Here is a 16,444-nt window from a genome sequence, read left to right as displayed (position 1 = left end):
GCATTTAATTAAAAGGGCCTGCTGAATGAGCAGGCCCCTTAAAAATTAATTAGAGGGTGTAATCAATGGTAAAGGTTGCAACACCTTTAACCGGGCCTTCAGTAACCGGGTTTGCCGCGTTGACTTTCACGTAGCCAGCAAGATATTCCAGGTTAGTTGCCTGCTGCGGGGTATAGGCTTCAGCAACCGCAGTGCCATCGAATTTGATACGAGCGCTGTTGCTTACTTTCTGAATACCAATACCGATGTTTTGAGCGCCGTTATCGGCAACGTTGTCCAGAATCTCAGGAGCTACAGAGGATGTACCGGTGACTTTCACGCTCAGACCGGTAATGTTGCTTTCATCCGCGCCGCCGATAGCACAGTCTTTAACCTGGAAACCAAACTTCTGGTTTTTAAATAAGGTATTAACAGACTGACCGGTTGCTTCAGCAGTGGTCACGGTCATTAACTTAACGATACCGTTGTTGAGGGTACCGGTCGGCGTCACGACGCAGGAAGTCTGAGAGTCTGCTACTTCACCCAGAATAGTAACTTCAGCCTGGTTCGTTGCCAAAGCCTGAGCACTGAAAGCGGTAGCGGCAGTAATAACCATAGCCAGAATTGTTTTTTTCATCCGTTTAATCCATTCATTTAAAGTTAAAATATTGAGTACCGGAAAAGAGACCGTGTATATAGACTTCAGCAACTTCTCCCGTATGTATCCATATATACTTACTCTGCAACCCTTACGGCTTGTATGGGTAAGTGCCGCTATATTAATCCTGGTCTGTTAAAATACTCATCTGAATTTTTTTCAATAAAACTTAATACAGGTAAAACGTTAAGCAGCGAGCAGGGGAAATGGCTTTCCTGGACGATGGGGAGCGTACTCATGGCGGGCGCTGCCGGGGCGATATAGGTGGGAAAACATCCGTTGAGATAAGTTATGAGGTTAAACAAAGTTAATATCTATAAAGATTGAGTGCGGTTTGATTTGAGGCGCTGAGTCAGCGTCGCTCTTCTTTTAGGTAAGATAGTAGTGAAACGCTTATAATAATCGTGGCCGCGTGATTATTATTATTCATGGCAGTCGTAATATCCTTGTTATCGACAGCGGTAACGCTTTGCAAGCTCTGGTGCTCAGAAAATAAAAAATGAGATAGCTACCAGTGAGCGTTAAAGTTCATCATCCATGGGCCGCTGAGTCGTTGATGCTTTGGTTTTCTCCTTGGTTAATTTAATTCTATGTTGTTGTTAATTATCATAAATTTCACCTTATTTTTTGTGATTCAGAAAAAATAATAGTGCCCAGTCCGGTGCCCTTCGCGACAGGTCATCACAGCCGACGCTGGTATCAGCACCGCGGTATGAGGATGCTGCCCTCTATATGATCGAAGGCTGTAGAGAACAGGTTAAGTTCGGATAACGATACTCTTTGATAACAATCACTTTTCTTATTCATATTTTTATTTCTTATTTAGATCTGAAGCCTGGATTATTCATGAAACTAAAGTTGTTTTTTTACAGGAAGTGCCGAAAATAGCCTCCCATCAACACAGCATATGTGATTGATAAATTTATACCATCTGGAATATACAAATTAAATATATAAGGAATTGTGATGAAAGTACTTTCTCTTGAAGAAATGAATGCCGTTTCGGGTGCCTACTCCTGGAGCAGCCCGTGGGATATTTTTGGCAATATCGGTGAAGCGGTAGTCAGCGCAACGCTTGGCGCAGTTGCCGGCTTTGCTGGCGGGGCCGTTATTGGTGGTACGCATGGCGGCGACGGCGGCGGGCTCTTGGGTGTTGGTTCGATTGGTCAGGGTGTTGGCATGATCGTCGGCGGTATTATCGGCGGCATTACCTGCGGTATCGGCGGCGCGATTGTGGGTTACGATGATACCTGGAAGTATACCCAAAAGCTGGTCGAGGGTTACCTCGACGGCACCTTTAAACCATGATTTTGAATTAATTCCTCTTCTGGCCCGATGCGTCGGGCCTTTTTATATCAGGTCAGGTACTCATGGGTAAAAGATTGTTCAGACAGGAAGCGATAGAGCATCAGCGAAGCTACTGGAAAGGACGCGTGATTTTGTTCGGCGGCGTTTCGCCGCTGATAGTTTCCGCCTGCTGTATCGCTTTTTTAGCTGTTATCATCGCCATGCTTTGCTTTTTTAAATATACCAAAAGAATTGATGTCGCCGGCGAGGTGATCACTTTGCCTCATCCTCTTAATATCTCCTCACCGCTGTTGGGTTCGATCTCGAAACAGTATGTCCAGGTTGGTGATGTTGTTAAGAAAGGCGCCGTGTTATTTGAGCTGGATGTGTCCAAAAACACCGACGTCGGCAACGTCAGTGATACCAATGTTTCGATGGTGAAAGCCAAGATTGTCAATGCTGAAGATATCATCCAAAAACTAAAAGCTAACAAAGATGATTTTATTGGCACCACGCGTCGCCAGATTCAGCGCTATGAGCGCTCCCTGGATGAAACCGAGAAAATGCTGACGACGGCCAAAAAAGGGCTTTCACATATTGAGACATCGCTGAAAAACTACAGCAGCTACCTGCAGCGGGGGTTGATCAATAAAGATCAGTACAATAATCAGCACTCTCTTTTCGTCCAGCAGCAAAATGCATTTCAGTCGTTATCATCGCAGAAAATGCAGATAGAACTGCAGCTCACCCAGACCCGGAGTGATTTAACGGTAAAGACCGCTGAGATTGATAATCAGATTACTTCACAATATAGCCAGCTGAGAGATCTGCAAACTCAGCTGATTGAAAACAGCGCGAGCGGAAGAATTTTAGTGAAGTCGACGATTGATGGCCGGGTGGAGTCGATAGCCGTTACCCGTGGTCAAATGATCGAGGCCGGGAGCAGCCTGGCTCAGGTTAAGCAGCTTACCGGCATTAACTATTATTTACTGCTGTGGCTACCCGATAACAGTTTACCCTATGTCAAAATCGGCGATACCGTGAATATCCGCTACGATGCGTTTCCTTCAGATAAGTTTGGTCAATTTTCTGGCAAGGTGATGTCAATCTCATCAATGCCGGTTACTCGCCGGGAATTATCTGACTATGGCAATAGCCAGGCCAACAGCAATACGACACCCACGCTCTACAAAGCAATTATCAACGTTAAAGAAAAAGAGTTTATTTATAAGAACAGAACGCTTGTGCTATCGAATGGCCTTAAGGCGAAGAGCATTGTTTTTACCGAGGAGAGGCCGCTGTATCAGTGGCTGTTCTCACCAGTATATAAAGTAGTTCAGAGCCTTAAGGGTCCCAAAGATGAATAAAGATGTGCTTGATTCAATTTTTAGAAGGATCAACTTTTCAATCAGGAACAAAGTCCCGGTAATTATACAGTCTGAATCAACGGAGTGCGGTAATGCCTGCTTAGCAATGATTTGTGGGTTCTACGGCAAAGATATCGATCTGTTCAACTTTCGCAATACCTACGGCTCCTCATCCCACGGAACGACGTTAAACGCCCTGGCGACGGTTGCGCAGAAGGCTGGCCTGAAAACGCGGGCATTATCCCTGGATATTGCAGAGATCGGCGAGCTCCGTCTGCCCTGCATACTGCACTGGTCATTAAATCACTTTGTCGTGCTGGTTGCGGTAAAGGGTAAGCGTTTTGTTATTAACGATCCGGCGCTTGGGCGACGCGTGGTTCATCGTAAGGAATTATCAGAAAACTTCAGCGGCATCGCGCTTGAGGCGTGGCCGGATAGCGGCTTCGTTCAGGAAAAGCAGCGCTCGCGGCTAAAGCTGCGGGAGTTAATGCACAACATTGTTGGCCTGAAGTCAGCGCTGACGAAAATATTGATGCTGTCGGTAGTCATTGAAACGGTGAATTTGCTGCTGCCAATGGGCACGCAGGTTGTTACCGACCATGTTATTACCGCACATGATGAAAACCTGCTGCTGGTCATCTGCGTCGGGCTAATGTTTTTTACGATTTTTAAAACCTGGGTCAGTATGCTGCGCGCGTGGGTTTCGCTAAAGCTGAATACGCTGACCGACGTGCAGTGGAAAACGAGCTTTTTCGATCATCTGATCGGCCTGCCGCTCGCTTTCTTTGAGAAGCGCCAACTGGGGGATATACAGTCGCGGTTTGCTTCTCTGGATACCATCCGCTCAACCTTTACCAACAGCATCGTTAGCGGAATTATTGACTCCATCATGACCATCGGCCTGCTTGTGATGCTGAGCCTGTACGGCGGCTGGCTGGTGTGGGTTGTGCTGGGGTTCACCCTTTGCTACGCCGCGATGCGCGCGATCACCTATAAATTTTATCGCGCCATCAATGAAGAGCTGATCGTCAAACGTGCGCGTTCGGGCTCGCATTTTATGGAGACGCTGTACGGCATCGCGACGATAAAATCGCTTAACCTGAAAAACAGGCGCTCCCAGCACTGGCTGAATACCAATATCGATGTCAGCAACGCCGGTCTGAAGCAAACGCGTTTCGATATGCTGTTTGGCGGGATTAATACCTTCATTAACTCGGCCGATCAGGTTGTCATTTTATGGCTGGGCGCGCAAATGGTTATGGATAACACGATGACCATCGGTATGTATATGGCGTTTAACGCCTATCGCGGCCAGTTTGCGCAGCGCGCCGCGTCGCTTATCGACCTCACGATGCAGCTGAAAATGCTGTCGCTACATAACGAGCGTATTTCTGAAATTGTCTACAGCGAACCGGAGGCAGAGTCGCCGGTAAGAAAGATTTTTGCCGATGACATTGGCGTTTCTTTAGACGTGCAGAATTTGGCCTATCAGTATGACCTGCTGTCAAAACCCGTATTTTCTAACGTCAATATCAGCGTGGCCGCTGGAGAGTCCGTCGCGCTGATCGGCGCGTCAGGCATCGGTAAAACAACGTTACTTAAAGTCATGTCTGGCCTGCTGACGCCCGAGCGCGGCGATATATTTATCGGCGGTTTTGATATTAACAAAATCGGCATTAATAACTTCCGCAGCAATATCGCCTGCGTATTACAGGAGGACCGCCTGTTTTCCGGGTCTATTGCCGATAACATTTCGGGCTTTGATGAGGAGATGGATCGGGCGCTGCTCGTTGACTGCGCCATGAGATGCAATATCCATGAAGAGATCCAGCGCATGCCGATGGGCTATGAAACGATTATCGGCGAGCTTGGCGCCGGGATCTCCGGCGGTCAAAAGCAGCGCTTGCTCATTGCCCGGGCGCTCTATCAAAAGCCGAAAATTTTATTTATGGATGAGGCTACCAGCCATCTCGATATTAATAATGAAAAGATGGTCAACGCGGCGATTGAATCTTTAAACATCACCCGAATTATTATCGCCCACCGTCCTTCAACCATCGCCAGCGCCGATCGAATTATTGATTTAGCGAAACTGACCTCGTTGCCACAGCAGCTTACTACGGAGACTATTTGATGAACATCTTAACGGGTATTAATAGCGGAATAATTAAATCCCCCAACGCGGTGCTGGCGTTAGCCCTGAAGATGCAAAGCGTCGTGAGTGCGGAAGCGCTGGTGTATCTCCCGCCCGATCGGGTTCAGGACCTGGTATTTGCGGTTTTCAGCGGCTACCGCAGGCTGCAAATGCTGTTTCGCGAGGACCCCGAGAGCATCAGAGCCCGCACCATCGCCGATACCGAGCGGTTAAACAACCGTACGCTCACCGTCACGCTTGAGGAAATACAGAACCCCAACGTCGCGCTGCGGGTGACCGATTTCGCGATGAAAGATGGCCAGGAGAAGGTCACCTTTCTGTTCTTTTTGCAAAATGATGAGGTGATATCCGTCGATCTGACGGTTACGCAGATGGAGTTTCTGCTCAACCTTTTGCTGGCAACGATACATAAGACCGGGGACGCGGCGTTTATTTCCCTGGCCCTGCAGGCAAACGATTTTATTCCGTTCTATACCGTCAATTTTGCCAATATCGACAGCAGCGGAATTAACTACAATAAATTTAACGTGCCGGCGTGGAAACTCTCCGCCTTCAGCGATTTTTATTCGCTGGTTATGATCGGCGACGACGGCGATATTCCGTGCGGGGCCATCATTAAAGCGCTGCCGGGGCTTGAAGCGAGCCGGATTAAGGCGATCGGCGAATTATTATTAAATAATAACCCGCTGCTGGCTCCTTACCGGCAGCGAACGCTGGCCTTTGCGTGTGAAAAAATTGCTCCCGAAGTGAGAGAAGAGGAAATGGAGAAACTGCTGCGGGCGCATATCCAGCATCGAACCACGCAGATGTCGCCATCAACGTGCTAGCGCCTCCTGGCAGAGTGCGCGAGCGAGGGCGAGCGGGGCGGATAGCGATCTGGCCCGCTCGCCGCCCGGTTATGCCCGCTGCGCCGGGCGTCGGTGCCGGTACAGCCACATCAGCTTATAGGCCGCCGGAATGATAAACAGCGACAGCAGCGGGGCGGTGATCATCCCGCCAATCATCGGCGCGGCGATGCGGCTCATCACCTCCGAACCGGCGCCGGTACCCCATAAAATCGGCAGCAGGCCGGCGATAATGACCGCCACGGTCATCGCCTTTGGCCGCACGCGCAGCACCGCGCCGCGGTACAGCGCCTCGTCAAGCTTATCAGCGCTGAAGGTTTCCGCGTTTTCCAGCGACGGCTCCGCTTCAATGGCGTGGCGCAGGTACATCAGCATCACCACGCCAAATTCCGCCGCCACCCCGGCAAGGGCGATAAAGCCGGTACCGGTCGCCACCGACAGATGGAATCCCATCCAGTAGAGGAACCAGATGCCGCCGACCAGCGCGAACGGCACGCTGGCGATGATCAGCAGCGCCTCGCCAAAGCGACGGAACGCGAGGTACAGCAGGACGAAAATGATCATCAGCGTCATGGGGACCATCAGCTTCAGCTTCTGGTTGGCGCGTTCGAGCAGCTCAAACTGGCCGGAGTAGGAGACGCTGGTCCCCGGCTTCAGCTTCACGCCCTGGGCGATGGCCTGCTGCAGATCGTGCACCACCGACACCATGTCGCGATCCCTGGCGTCGATATAGATCCAGCTGGTCGGGCGGGCGTTCTCGGTTTTCAGCATCGACGGGCCGGTTACCACTTTGACCTGCGCCACGTCGCCGAGGACGATTTGCTGCTTCAGCGGAGTGAGGATCGGCAGCTGGCGCAGGGCCTCCGGGCTGTCGCGGTAGCTTTGCGGGTAGCGGATGTTGATCGGGTAGCGCTCGACGCCTTCTACCGTTTCGCCCACCATCGCGCCGCCGATGGCCGAGGAGACGAACAGCTGCACGTCGCCGACGCTCATGCCGTAGCGGGCGGCCTGCTCGCGGTTGATATCGATGTTGAGATAGCGCCCGCCGACCAGCCGCTCCGCCAGCGCTGAGGTGACGCCCGGCACGGTGCGGGCCACCGCTTCAATCTGCTCTGCGCTCTCATCGATATCGGCGAGGTTAGTGCCGGAGACCTTAATGCCGATCGGGCTCTTGATCCCGGTGGAGAGCATATCGATCCGGTTGCGGATCGGCGGCACCCACAGGTTGGCGAGTCCCGGCAGGCGCACGGCTTTATCCAGCTCTTCGACGATCTTCTCCATGGTCATCCCCGGGCGCCACTGATTCTGCGGCTTGAGCTGAATGGTGGTCTCGACCATCTCCAGCGGGGCGGAATCGGTGGCGGTCTCGGCCTTACCGGTTTTGCCGAATACGCGGGCCACTTCCGGCACCGTCATGATCAGCTTATCGGTCTTCTGCAGCATATCCGCCGCCTGCGAGGCGGAAATTCCCGGCAGGGTTGACGGCATATACAGCAGATCGCCTTCGTTGATCTGCGGCAGGAACTCGCCGCCCACCCGGCTGAGCGGCCAGATGACCGTCAGGATCGTTAGCGCCGCGACCAGCAGGGTCGCCTTCGGCCAGCGCAGCACCTTCAGCAGCAGCGGATGATAAATGCGGATCAGGAAGCGGTTGAGCGGGTTGCTGCTCTCCGCCGGGATCCTGCCGCGGATCCAGAACCCCATTAGGATCGGGATCGCCACGATCGCCAGCAGCGCCGCCCCGGCCATCGACCAGGTTTTGGTAAACGCCAGCGGGCCGAACAGTTTTCCTTCCTGCCCTTCGAGGGTGAAAATCGGGATAAACGACAGGGTGATAATCAGCAGGCTGATAAACAGCGCCGGGCCGACCTCCACCGAGGCGTCAGTGATGATTTTCCAGCGCGTGTCGTTATCGGGCCGCTCTCCGGGATGCTGATGATCCCACTCCTCCAGCCGCTTGTGGGCGTTTTCTATCATCACGATGGCGGCATCGACCATCGCCCCCACCGCAATCGCAATCCCGCCCAGCGACATGATGTTGGCGTTCAGCCCCTGGAAATGCATCATGATAAAGGCGAAGCACAGGCCGAGCGGGAGAGAGATAATGGCGACCAGCGCCGAGCGTAGGTGCCACAGGAACAGGGCGCAGACCAGCGCGACGACGATAAACTCCTCCAGAAGCTTCATGCTGAGGTTGTCGATGGCCCGGTCGATCAGCTGGCTGCGGTCATAGGTGGTGACTACTTCAACCCCTTCCGGCAGGCTGCTCTGCAGGGATGCCAGTTTGGCCCTTACGGCCGAAATCACTTCGCGGGCGTTCTTGCCGGAGCGCAGGATCACCACGCCGCCGGCCACTTCGCCTTCGCCGTTCAGTTCGGCGATGCCGCGGCGCATTTCCGGGCCGATTTGTACCCTGGCGACGTCGCGCAGATAGACCGGCACGCCGCTGTCGCCGGTTGCCAGCACGATGTGGTTAAAGTCATCGAGGCTTTGCAGATAGCCGCTGGCGCGCACCATATATTCGGCTTCCGCCAGCTCGACGGAAGAGCCGCCGGCCTCCTGGTTGGAGGCATCCAGCGCCGATTTCACCGCCGCCAGGGTAATGCCGTACTGGGTCAGCTTCAGCGGGTCGACCACGACCTGATACTCTTTGACCACGCCGCCCACCGAGGCCACTTCCGAAACGTCCGGAATCGTTTTTAGCTCATATTTTAAAAACCAGTCCTGCAGCGAGCGCAGCTCGGCGAGGTCGTGCCTGCCGCTGCGGTCGACCAGCGCGTACTCGTAGATCCAGCCGACGCCGGTGGCATCCGGGCCCATTTCGGCGCTGACGCCGGCCGGAAGCTTGCCCTGCACCTGGTTGAGGTACTCCAGCACCCGCGAGCGCGCCCAGTAGGGATCGGTGCCGTCGGCAAAAATCACGTAGACGTAGGAGGCGCCGAACTGCGAGAAGCCGCGCACCGTTTTGGCTCCCGGCACCGAGAGCATGGTGGTGGTCAGCGGCCAGGTGACCTGGTTTTCGACGATTTGCGGCGCCTGGCCGGGGTAGCTGGTCTTGACGATCACCTGCACGTCAGAGAGATCCGGCAGGGCATCCACCGGCGTATGGACGATGGTCCACGTCCCCCAGATGCTGAGGAACAGCGCCCCCATGATCACCAGAAAGCGGTTGGCCACCGAGCGACGGATAATCCATTCAATCATTTGTCATCTCCTCAGTGCGCATGCGCCGCGCTATTCGGTACGTTCGGCGTCGCGGCGGTCGGCTTTGCGCGCATCCGATCCAGCGCGCCGGAGATATTGGCCTCGGAATCAATCAGGAACAGGCCGCTGGCGACGACCTTCTCTCCTTCATGAATGCCGGAGCGGATCGCCGTCATATCGCCGGACTGCTGGAAGACCTCGACCGGTTTCGGCACGAAGCGACCATCGCCGTCCACGGTGATAACCCGCTGCTCCGCGCCGCTGTCGATCAGCGCTTTCGACGGGATCAGCAGCATCGGCTGACTCTGCGCGTTCAGCTTCAGCCAGGCGGTCATTCCCGGCTTCAGCGCCTCGTCCGGGTTATCGACCTGCAGACGCAGCTGCAGCGTGCGGGTAGCCGCATCCACGCCGGGCAGCATGCTCCATTTGCTGATGGTGAAGGCTTTGTCCGGCCATGCCGGAACGGAAAGGACAAACTGCGAGGCGTCTTTAATCAGCCAGGCGATAGATTCCGGCACCGAGGCGCTAATCCACACCGGGTCCATGCCCTGAATTTTGGCCACCACGTTATCTTTGGCGATGTTCATGCCGGTGCGAAGATCAAAGGCGGTAATCACGCCGTCAATCGGCGCTTTAAGGGTGAAGCGGGTCTGAATTTTGCGCGTCGCCTTCAGGCGGCGGATATCCTCATCCGGCATTCCGGCGAGGCGCAGCCGCTCGAGGATCCCCTCCACCTGGGTGGCGGTGCCGCCGGTTTCCTGCAGCAGCAGATATTCGCTCTGCGCCTCGACCCAGTCGGGAATGGTCAGGTCGATAAGCGGGGTGCCTTTCTTTATCTTATCCCCGACGGTCAGCGGGTAGACCCTGTCGATAAAGCCCGCCGAGCGCGCCTGGACGATGACAAACTGGTACTCGTTATAGCTGACGTTGGCCGGGAAGGTCCGGGCGTAGCTGAGCGGGCCGCGGACGACGGCGGCGGTTTTAACGCCCAGATTCTGGGTTTGCGTCGGGTCGATGCGTACGCCCGGCGCGGCCGAAGGCGGCGCCTCTTCATCGGCGTATTTGGCCACCAGGTCCATATCCATAAACGGCGATTTCCCCGGCTTATCAAAGCGCGTATTGGGGTACATCGGGTCATACCAGAACAGGACTTTACGCGCCTGCCCGGCGGCAGGCTCCGCGTCGCCCGCAGGGTGAGCGGGGGCAAGCCCGCTATAATAGAGGCCCGCCGCAATCATCCCGCCAAGAGACATACTGCTGATAATGAGCGCAGCGGTTTTAAGTTTTAGAGAGACCATCGTAATGCGCTCCGTGAACACCTTATTAGTTAACGTGGATATCCTGTAATAAGGAGAGGTTGCCCTGCTGAATAAAGGTGAAGGCGACCTTATCGCCGGGCTTAACCGCGTTAAGCTGGGTTTGCGGAGTGATGGTGAAGCGCATGGTCATCGGCGGCCAGTTCAGCGCCGGGATGGCGTCATGGTCGATGGTGACTTTTTTACTCTCCATATCAATGATTTTGACTTCGCCGGTGGCGCTGATGGCCTGCGCCTGCCCGGCGGCGGGCGCGGCGGGCATCATTTCGCCATGCTGGTGTCCGGTGGCTTGGGCGCCGGAGACCGCTGCGGACAGAAGAAGACCAAAAATGACCGTTTTTGCGACATGATTCATGATTAACACTCCTGATATTCAATAATGGGTTATTCGAGCCAGCCGCCGCCGAGGGCGGTAAAGAGCTGAATTTCGTTCACCTGGCGGGCGTAGTTGAGATCCAGCAGGATCTGCTGCGTGGCGAACAGCGAACGTTCGGCGTCCAGCACTTCGATATAGCTGACCGCGCCGTGTTGATAGAGCGTTCCGGCGCGCTGGCGGGTGATTTGCAGGGAGGCGAGATAGCGCTGCTGGGCGCTGATTTGATCCGCCAGGCTCTGGCGCAAGGCCAGGGCATCGGCCACCTCTTTAAAGGCGTTCTGGATTTTCTGTTCGTAATTCACCACCGACTGCTGCTGGCGGATTTCGGCGACGTCGAGGTTGGCCTGATTTCGCCCGGCGTTGAATATCGGCAGCTCGATTTTAGGGATGAAGTTCCACATCCCGCTGGCCGGATTAAACAGGCTGGAGAGGTCGGCGCTGCTGCCGGAAAGCGAACTGGTTAGCGTAATCGACGGGAAGAAGGCCGCCCGCGCGGCGCCGATATTGGCGTTCGCCGCCCGCAGCCCGTGCTCGGCCTCTAAAATATCGGGGCGCTGGAGCAGGATCTGCGAGGAGAGGGCGGGCGGCAGCCTGAGGCTGTGAATATCCCCCGCGCCGTCGGCCGCGTCGTCCGGCAGGCGCTGATAGCTGCCCAATAGCAGCTGCAGGGCGTTATTGGCCTGCGCCAGCTCGCCTTCGCGCCTGGCGATATCGGCGCGGGTACTTTCAATCACCCCGCGCGCCTGCTCCAGCGCCAGCACGCTGCTGCTGCCGGTCAGCAGCTGTTTCTCTACGAAAGCATAGGACTGGCGGTAGTTTTGTAACGTCTCGCGGGCCACGGCGAGCTGCGCTGCGGCCAGGCGCTGGTTGAAGTAGCTTTGTGAAACGTTAGCAATCAATAAGATGTGTACCGCGCGCTGGGCTTCTACGCTGGCGAAAAAGGTCTGCCGCTGCGCTTCACTCATGTTTTTCAGGCGGCCGAAGAAGTCGAGATCGAAGCTGAGGTTCAGCCCGGCCTGATAGTCGCTGCTGGTGGTGGTATCGCCTTTAAGCTTCCCGCCGTAGGTGGTGCTGGCGGAGGCGTCGAGCTGCGGATAGCGGTCGGCATCGGTCACGCCGTACTGCGCCCGCGCTTCCTGCACTTTCAGGGTCGCCATGCGCAGGTCCCGGTTATTGCCAAGCGCGGTGACAATCAGCGATTTAACCTGCGGGTCGGCGAAAAACGCGCGCCAGCCGGTCTCCTGATAGCCCGCAGGCGGCGTCACCAGTTGGTTCTGGCTGAGGGAGAACTGCTGCGGTACCGGCGAGGTCGGCTGGCGGTAGTCCGGGGCTAAGGAGAGACAGCCCGTCAGGATAAAAATAACGCTGAGCGAAATAAGCTTTAACTGGCGCATAGTGGCAGGTTTATCGGCTATCAGGGAATGCCCTGTACTTTACGCAACGGCGTCTGTTTGACGCGTGACGGGAAAATGACAAAGCTGTCATTTTCCTGAGAATTCATTGCTATCCGGTTGGGCTCCTCTAAAATTGAAAGCCCGCACAATCGGCGCGTGAAGGAGCAGGTGATGAAGATTTTGATCGTCGAAGATGAGATGAAAACCGGTGAGTACCTGACGAAAGGGCTGACGGAAGCCGGTTTTGTTGTCGATCTGGCGGATAACGGTCTGAACGGCTATCACCTGGCGATGACTAGCGATTATGACCTGCTGATCCTCGACATCATGCTGCCGGATGTGAACGGCTGGGATATCGTCAGAATGCTGCGATCCGCCGATAAAGGCATGCCGATCCTGCTGCTGACCGCGCTGGGGACCGTTGAGCATCGGGTGAAGGGGCTGGAGCTCGGGGCCGATGATTATCTGGTCAAGCCCTTTGCCTTTGCCGAACTGCTGGCGCGGGTGAGGACGCTCCTGCGCCGCGGGGCGGCGACGATCGTTGAGAGCCAGTTCCAGGTGGCGGATTTAACGCTCGACCTGGTCAGCCGCAGGGTGACCCGCGCGGGCGCGCGCATCACGCTGACCAGCAAAGAGTTTACGCTGCTGGAGTTCTTTATTCGCCATCAGGGGGAAGTACTGCCCCGTTCGCTAATCGCCTCCCAGGTTTGGGACATGAATTTTGACAGCGACACCAACGCCATCGACGTGGCGGTGAAGCGGCTGCGGGGCAAAATCGATAATGATTTTGAACCTAAGCTTATCCAGACCGTGCGCGGCGTCGGCTACGTGCTCGAGGTGCCGGATGGCGATTAAGCTGCTGCGGCGCCCGTTTTCGCTGGCGACGCGGCTGACCTTTTTTATCAGCCTGGCGACGATAGTGGCCTTTTTCGCCTTCACCTGGATAATGATCCATTCGGTAAAGGCGCATTTTGAAGAGCGCGACGCCCACGACCTCAGGCAGTTGGCCACCACCCTTGAGACGGTGCTCAACCACGCCGACTATCCTCAGGCGCGGCGGCTGGAGATCTTAAAGAACGTGATCGATGGCTACGCCAACGTCTTTATTTGCCTCGATGACGGCAGCGGCCAGACCCTTTTCCAGTCACCGAACGGCCCGGATCTCAGCCATATCATGAGCACGCCGGGCATTGCCGCCAGGCTGCAGGATGGCAACGTTATCTCGTGGGTAGATCCGCATCCGCGGGCGTTAACTCACGATAACCACCAGATGCAGACCCGCTCCTGGCGGCTGATTATGCTGCCGCTTGGCCGCGCGGCGGACGGCAGGCCGGCCTACCGCCTGCTTATGGCCCTGTCGATCGATTTTCATCTCCACTATATTAACGAGCTGAAGGCGAGGCTGATTTCGGCGGCGACGATTATCAGCATCCTTATCTTCTTTATTGTGCTGTTCGTGGTCTATCACGGGCATAAGCCGATTCGCCGGGTCAGTCGACAGATTCAAAACATTACCTCCCGCGACCTCGACGTGCGCTTAAACCCGCAGTCGGTGCCGATTGAGCTGGAGCGGCTGGTGCTGTCGTTTAACCATATGCTGGAACGTATCGAGGATGTGTTTACCCGTCAGTCCAACTTTTCCGCGGATATTGCCCATGAGATCCGCACGCCGATAACTAACCTGGTGACCCAGACGGAGATCGCGCTCAGTCAGACCCGCAGTCAAAAAGAGCTGGAGGATGTGCTGTACTCCAATCTGGAAGAGTTCTCGCGGATGTCGCGGATGGTCAGCGATATGCTGTTTCTGGCGCAGGCCGACAACAATCAGCTGATCCCGGAGCTAAAAGCGCTGAATCTGGCCGATGAGGTCAGCAAGGTCTTCGACTTCTTTGAGGCCTGGGCCGAGGAGCGGGAAGTGACCCTGCACTTTAGCGGCAGCGCCTGCTGGGTGGTGGGCGACCCGCTGATGCTGCGCCGGGCGATGAGTAATTTGCTCTCTAACGCCATTCGCTATACGCCGGGCGGCCGGGCGGTCACCGTTCACCTGACGGAGGCCGATGCCCGGGTTCAGCTGATCGTTGAGAATCCGGGAGCGCCGATACCTACAGAGCATCTGTCGCGGCTTTTCGACCGCTTCTACCGCGTCGATCCCTCCCGCCAGCGTAAAGGCGAGGGGAGCGGCATTGGCCTGGCTATCGTTAAATCGATCGTCACGGCGCACCGCGGCAGCGTGGCGGTAGAGTCCGACGCGCGCTCAACCCGCTTTATTCTGACGCTGCCAAAACGGGCGTAATAAAAGCGGGTAATAAAAGCAGACCATAAAAAGAAGCCTGGCGGTGCCAGGCTTTGGGAGGCTTACTCTTCGAAGTACCAGTAACCCTGGTTGATAAGGCGCGTTAGCTCGGCGATAAAGTCCGGGTTATGCAGCCCCTTGCCCAGCTCATCTTTACTCAGCGAGGTGTAGCGGCACAGCGCGTCCAGCGCGTCGATATCGGTGATTGCCAGCGCTTCGCTGTTCACAAAGAAGCTGTCGCCGATATGCAGCACGCGCAGGCCGCTCAGGCGGGCCAGCGTTTCGCCGCCGTTGAGGGCATCAACAATCTCTTCTTCTTCATAAGGCGGCTCGGCCGGCGCGATGTCCAGATCGTGACGCGGGGTGGTGGCAAAGCGGCCGAACCACTGGGTAAAGTCCTCCGGCTGGCTAATCATGTCGATCATCATCCCGCGCAGACGGTCGAGCTCATACTCTTCAACCCGGCCGGGATGTTCGCGGCAGGTCAGGTCCGGATCGCTGTAGTGCTCGCTGCCGAGATCGTTTTCCAGCGCGTAGTCGGCAAAGCTGCTGATCAGGTCGCGACCGTTCGGCCCGCGGAAGCCAACGGAGTAGTTGAGCGCCGTTTCGTGAGTGATGCCGTCGTGCGGGAATCCCGGTGGAATATAAAGGATATCGCCTGGCTCGAGGTCTTCATCAATAATCGGTGGGAAAGGATCGACGTGCAGCAGCGCCGGGTGCGGGCAGAACTGACGCATCGGCAGCTTGTCGCCCACGCGCCAGCGGCGGCTGCCCATACCCTGAATAATGAAGACATCGTACTGGTCGATGTGCGGGCCAACGCCGCCGCCCGGGACCGAGAAGGAGATCATCAGGTCATCAAGGCGCCAGTCAGGCAGCACGCGGAACGGGCGAACCAGCTCGGCGGCAGGCATATGCCAGTGGTTGACCGCCTGCGCCAGCAGCGACCAGCCGGTTTCGCCCAGGCCATCAAAATGTTCGAACGGCCCGTTGCTGGCCTGCCACTGCTCGTTCACCAGGCTGACCAGCCGGCTGTCGACTTCCGGTTCCATGGCCAGACCCGCCAGCTCGTCCGGGGTGATCGGATCGACGAAGTTTGGGAAAGCATTCTTTAATACTACCGGCCGCTTTTGCCAGTACTTCTCTAAAAACTCGGGCCAGTTAATGTTCAGTTGATAAGCCATAGATTCACACCAGTAAGGAGAAACGGTCCTGATTATAAAAAGGTGTGAACCGAGGGCGCCTTGTCGTGAGTCAAAGCGGCTGCTTAATCCGCCGTTTATGGCTCCTCTACGCCAGCGGCCGCCGTCTGCGTGCGGGACGCCATACATTTTTTGAAAAAACTGCCTGGAGATGGGAATAGGCCGCAGGCCGCGCCAGTACTGGGTTTCAGCGGTATCAGCTATTCGTGAGATGGAAGGGAAAGTTCAAATAATGAGCGCTTGATAGGTTTTTTGTATTTTAAGGCTTGCCATACCAAAAGAACTCCCTATAATGCGCTCCCACTGACACGGCAAATGTGAACAACTTCACAGATTAAGCCGGTTCAGTTGAAGAGAAAAATCCTAAA

General features: G+C 55.6%; 12 protein-coding genes. 6 read left to right on the top strand and 6 right to left on the bottom strand.

All coding sequences use genetic code 11. The features are described from left to right. Positions 1 to 49: 49 nt before the first annotated feature. On the bottom strand, positions 50 to 616 hold the full coding sequence (locus RTE01_RS12130) for a fimbrial protein (protein WP_134525192.1): 567 nt from the start codon (positions 614 to 616) through the stop codon (positions 50 to 52). Between the two features lie 987 nt (positions 617 to 1,603). Here RTE01_RS12130 and RTE01_RS12125 point away from each other — a divergent pair. The 4 genes from RTE01_RS12125 to yjeJ all read left to right on the top strand — a co-directional run bounded on the left by RTE01_RS12125 (position 1,604) and on the right by yjeJ (position 6,273). Then, positions 1,604 to 1,945: a hypothetical protein gene (locus RTE01_RS12125; protein ID WP_041143852.1), complete on the top strand. Its 342-nt coding sequence runs from the start codon at positions 1,604 to 1,606 to the stop codon at positions 1,943 to 1,945. Positions 1,946 to 2,007: 62 nt separating this feature from the next. Further along, positions 2,008 to 3,291, top strand: coding sequence for an HlyD family secretion protein (locus RTE01_RS12120; protein WP_134525193.1), 1,284 nt, complete (start codon positions 2,008 to 2,010; stop codon positions 3,289 to 3,291). Further along, a complete protein-coding gene (locus RTE01_RS12115) occupies positions 3,284 to 5,425 on the top strand; it encodes a peptidase domain-containing ABC transporter (protein ID WP_134525194.1) in 2,142 nt (713 codons plus the stop codon). Before RTE01_RS12120 ends, RTE01_RS12115 begins: the two co-directional genes overlap by 8 nt. Continuing rightward, positions 5,425 to 6,273 (top strand): YjeJ family protein, encoded by an 849-nt coding sequence (gene yjeJ, locus RTE01_RS12110; RefSeq protein WP_134525195.1) that lies wholly within the window; start codon positions 5,425 to 5,427, stop codon positions 6,271 to 6,273. Before RTE01_RS12115 ends, yjeJ begins: the two co-directional genes overlap by 1 nt. Before the next feature lie 69 nt (positions 6,274 to 6,342). Here yjeJ and RTE01_RS12105 read toward each other — a convergent pair whose 3' ends face one another. From RTE01_RS12105 to RTE01_RS12090, 4 genes are read right to left on the bottom strand one after another with little or no spacing between them, the layout of a single operon-like run. Continuing rightward, on the bottom strand, positions 6,343 to 9,495 hold the full coding sequence (locus tag RTE01_RS12105; protein WP_041143856.1) for a CusA/CzcA family heavy metal efflux RND transporter: 3,153 nt from the start codon (positions 9,493 to 9,495) through the stop codon (positions 6,343 to 6,345). An 11-nt stretch (positions 9,496 to 9,506) separates the two neighbouring features. Next, positions 9,507 to 10,793: an efflux RND transporter periplasmic adaptor subunit gene (locus RTE01_RS12100; RefSeq protein ID WP_134525196.1), complete on the bottom strand. Its 1,287-nt coding sequence runs from the start codon at positions 10,791 to 10,793 to the stop codon at positions 9,507 to 9,509. A gap of 25 nt (positions 10,794 to 10,818) precedes the next feature. Next, entirely contained in the window at positions 10,819 to 11,166 is a 348-nt protein-coding gene (gene cusF, locus RTE01_RS12095; protein ID WP_134525197.1) for a cation efflux system protein CusF, read from the bottom strand. 29 nt (positions 11,167 to 11,195) lie between these two features. Further along, positions 11,196 to 12,581, bottom strand: a complete 1,386-nt coding sequence (locus tag RTE01_RS12090; protein ID WP_134525198.1) for a Cu(I)/Ag(I) efflux RND transporter outer membrane protein — start codon at positions 12,579 to 12,581, stop codon at positions 11,196 to 11,198. Positions 12,582 to 12,752: 171 nt separating this feature from the next. On the opposite strand from RTE01_RS12090, the gene RTE01_RS12085 reads away from it, so the two are divergent. Together RTE01_RS12085 and RTE01_RS12080 are read left to right on the top strand one after the other, a co-directional pair. After that, on the top strand, positions 12,753 to 13,436 hold the full coding sequence (locus RTE01_RS12085) for a copper/silver response regulator transcription factor (RefSeq protein ID WP_045853224.1): 684 nt from the start codon (positions 12,753 to 12,755) through the stop codon (positions 13,434 to 13,436). Next, positions 13,426 to 14,874: a Cu(+)/Ag(+) sensor histidine kinase gene (locus RTE01_RS12080; RefSeq protein ID WP_134525199.1), complete on the top strand. Its 1,449-nt coding sequence runs from the start codon at positions 13,426 to 13,428 to the stop codon at positions 14,872 to 14,874. Before RTE01_RS12085 ends, RTE01_RS12080 begins: the two co-directional genes overlap by 11 nt. Before the next feature lie 62 nt (positions 14,875 to 14,936). Here the strand turns inward: RTE01_RS12080 and RTE01_RS12075 are convergent, their stop codons facing one another. Then, the gene (locus RTE01_RS12075) at positions 14,937 to 16,058 is read right to left on the bottom strand and encodes a ribosomal protein uL16 3-hydroxylase (protein ID WP_134525200.1); all 1,122 of its coding nucleotides are present in this window, start codon (positions 16,056 to 16,058) and stop codon (positions 14,937 to 14,939) included. Between the last annotated feature and the right edge of the window lie 386 nt (positions 16,059 to 16,444).

It is taken from the genome of Klebsiella terrigena (assembly GCF_006539725.1).
Classification (GTDB): domain Bacteria; phylum Pseudomonadota; class Gammaproteobacteria; order Enterobacterales; family Enterobacteriaceae; genus Klebsiella; species Klebsiella terrigena.
The sequence above is the reverse complement of the archived record's forward strand: the minus strand, read 5'-3'. Positions and strand labels throughout refer to the sequence as shown.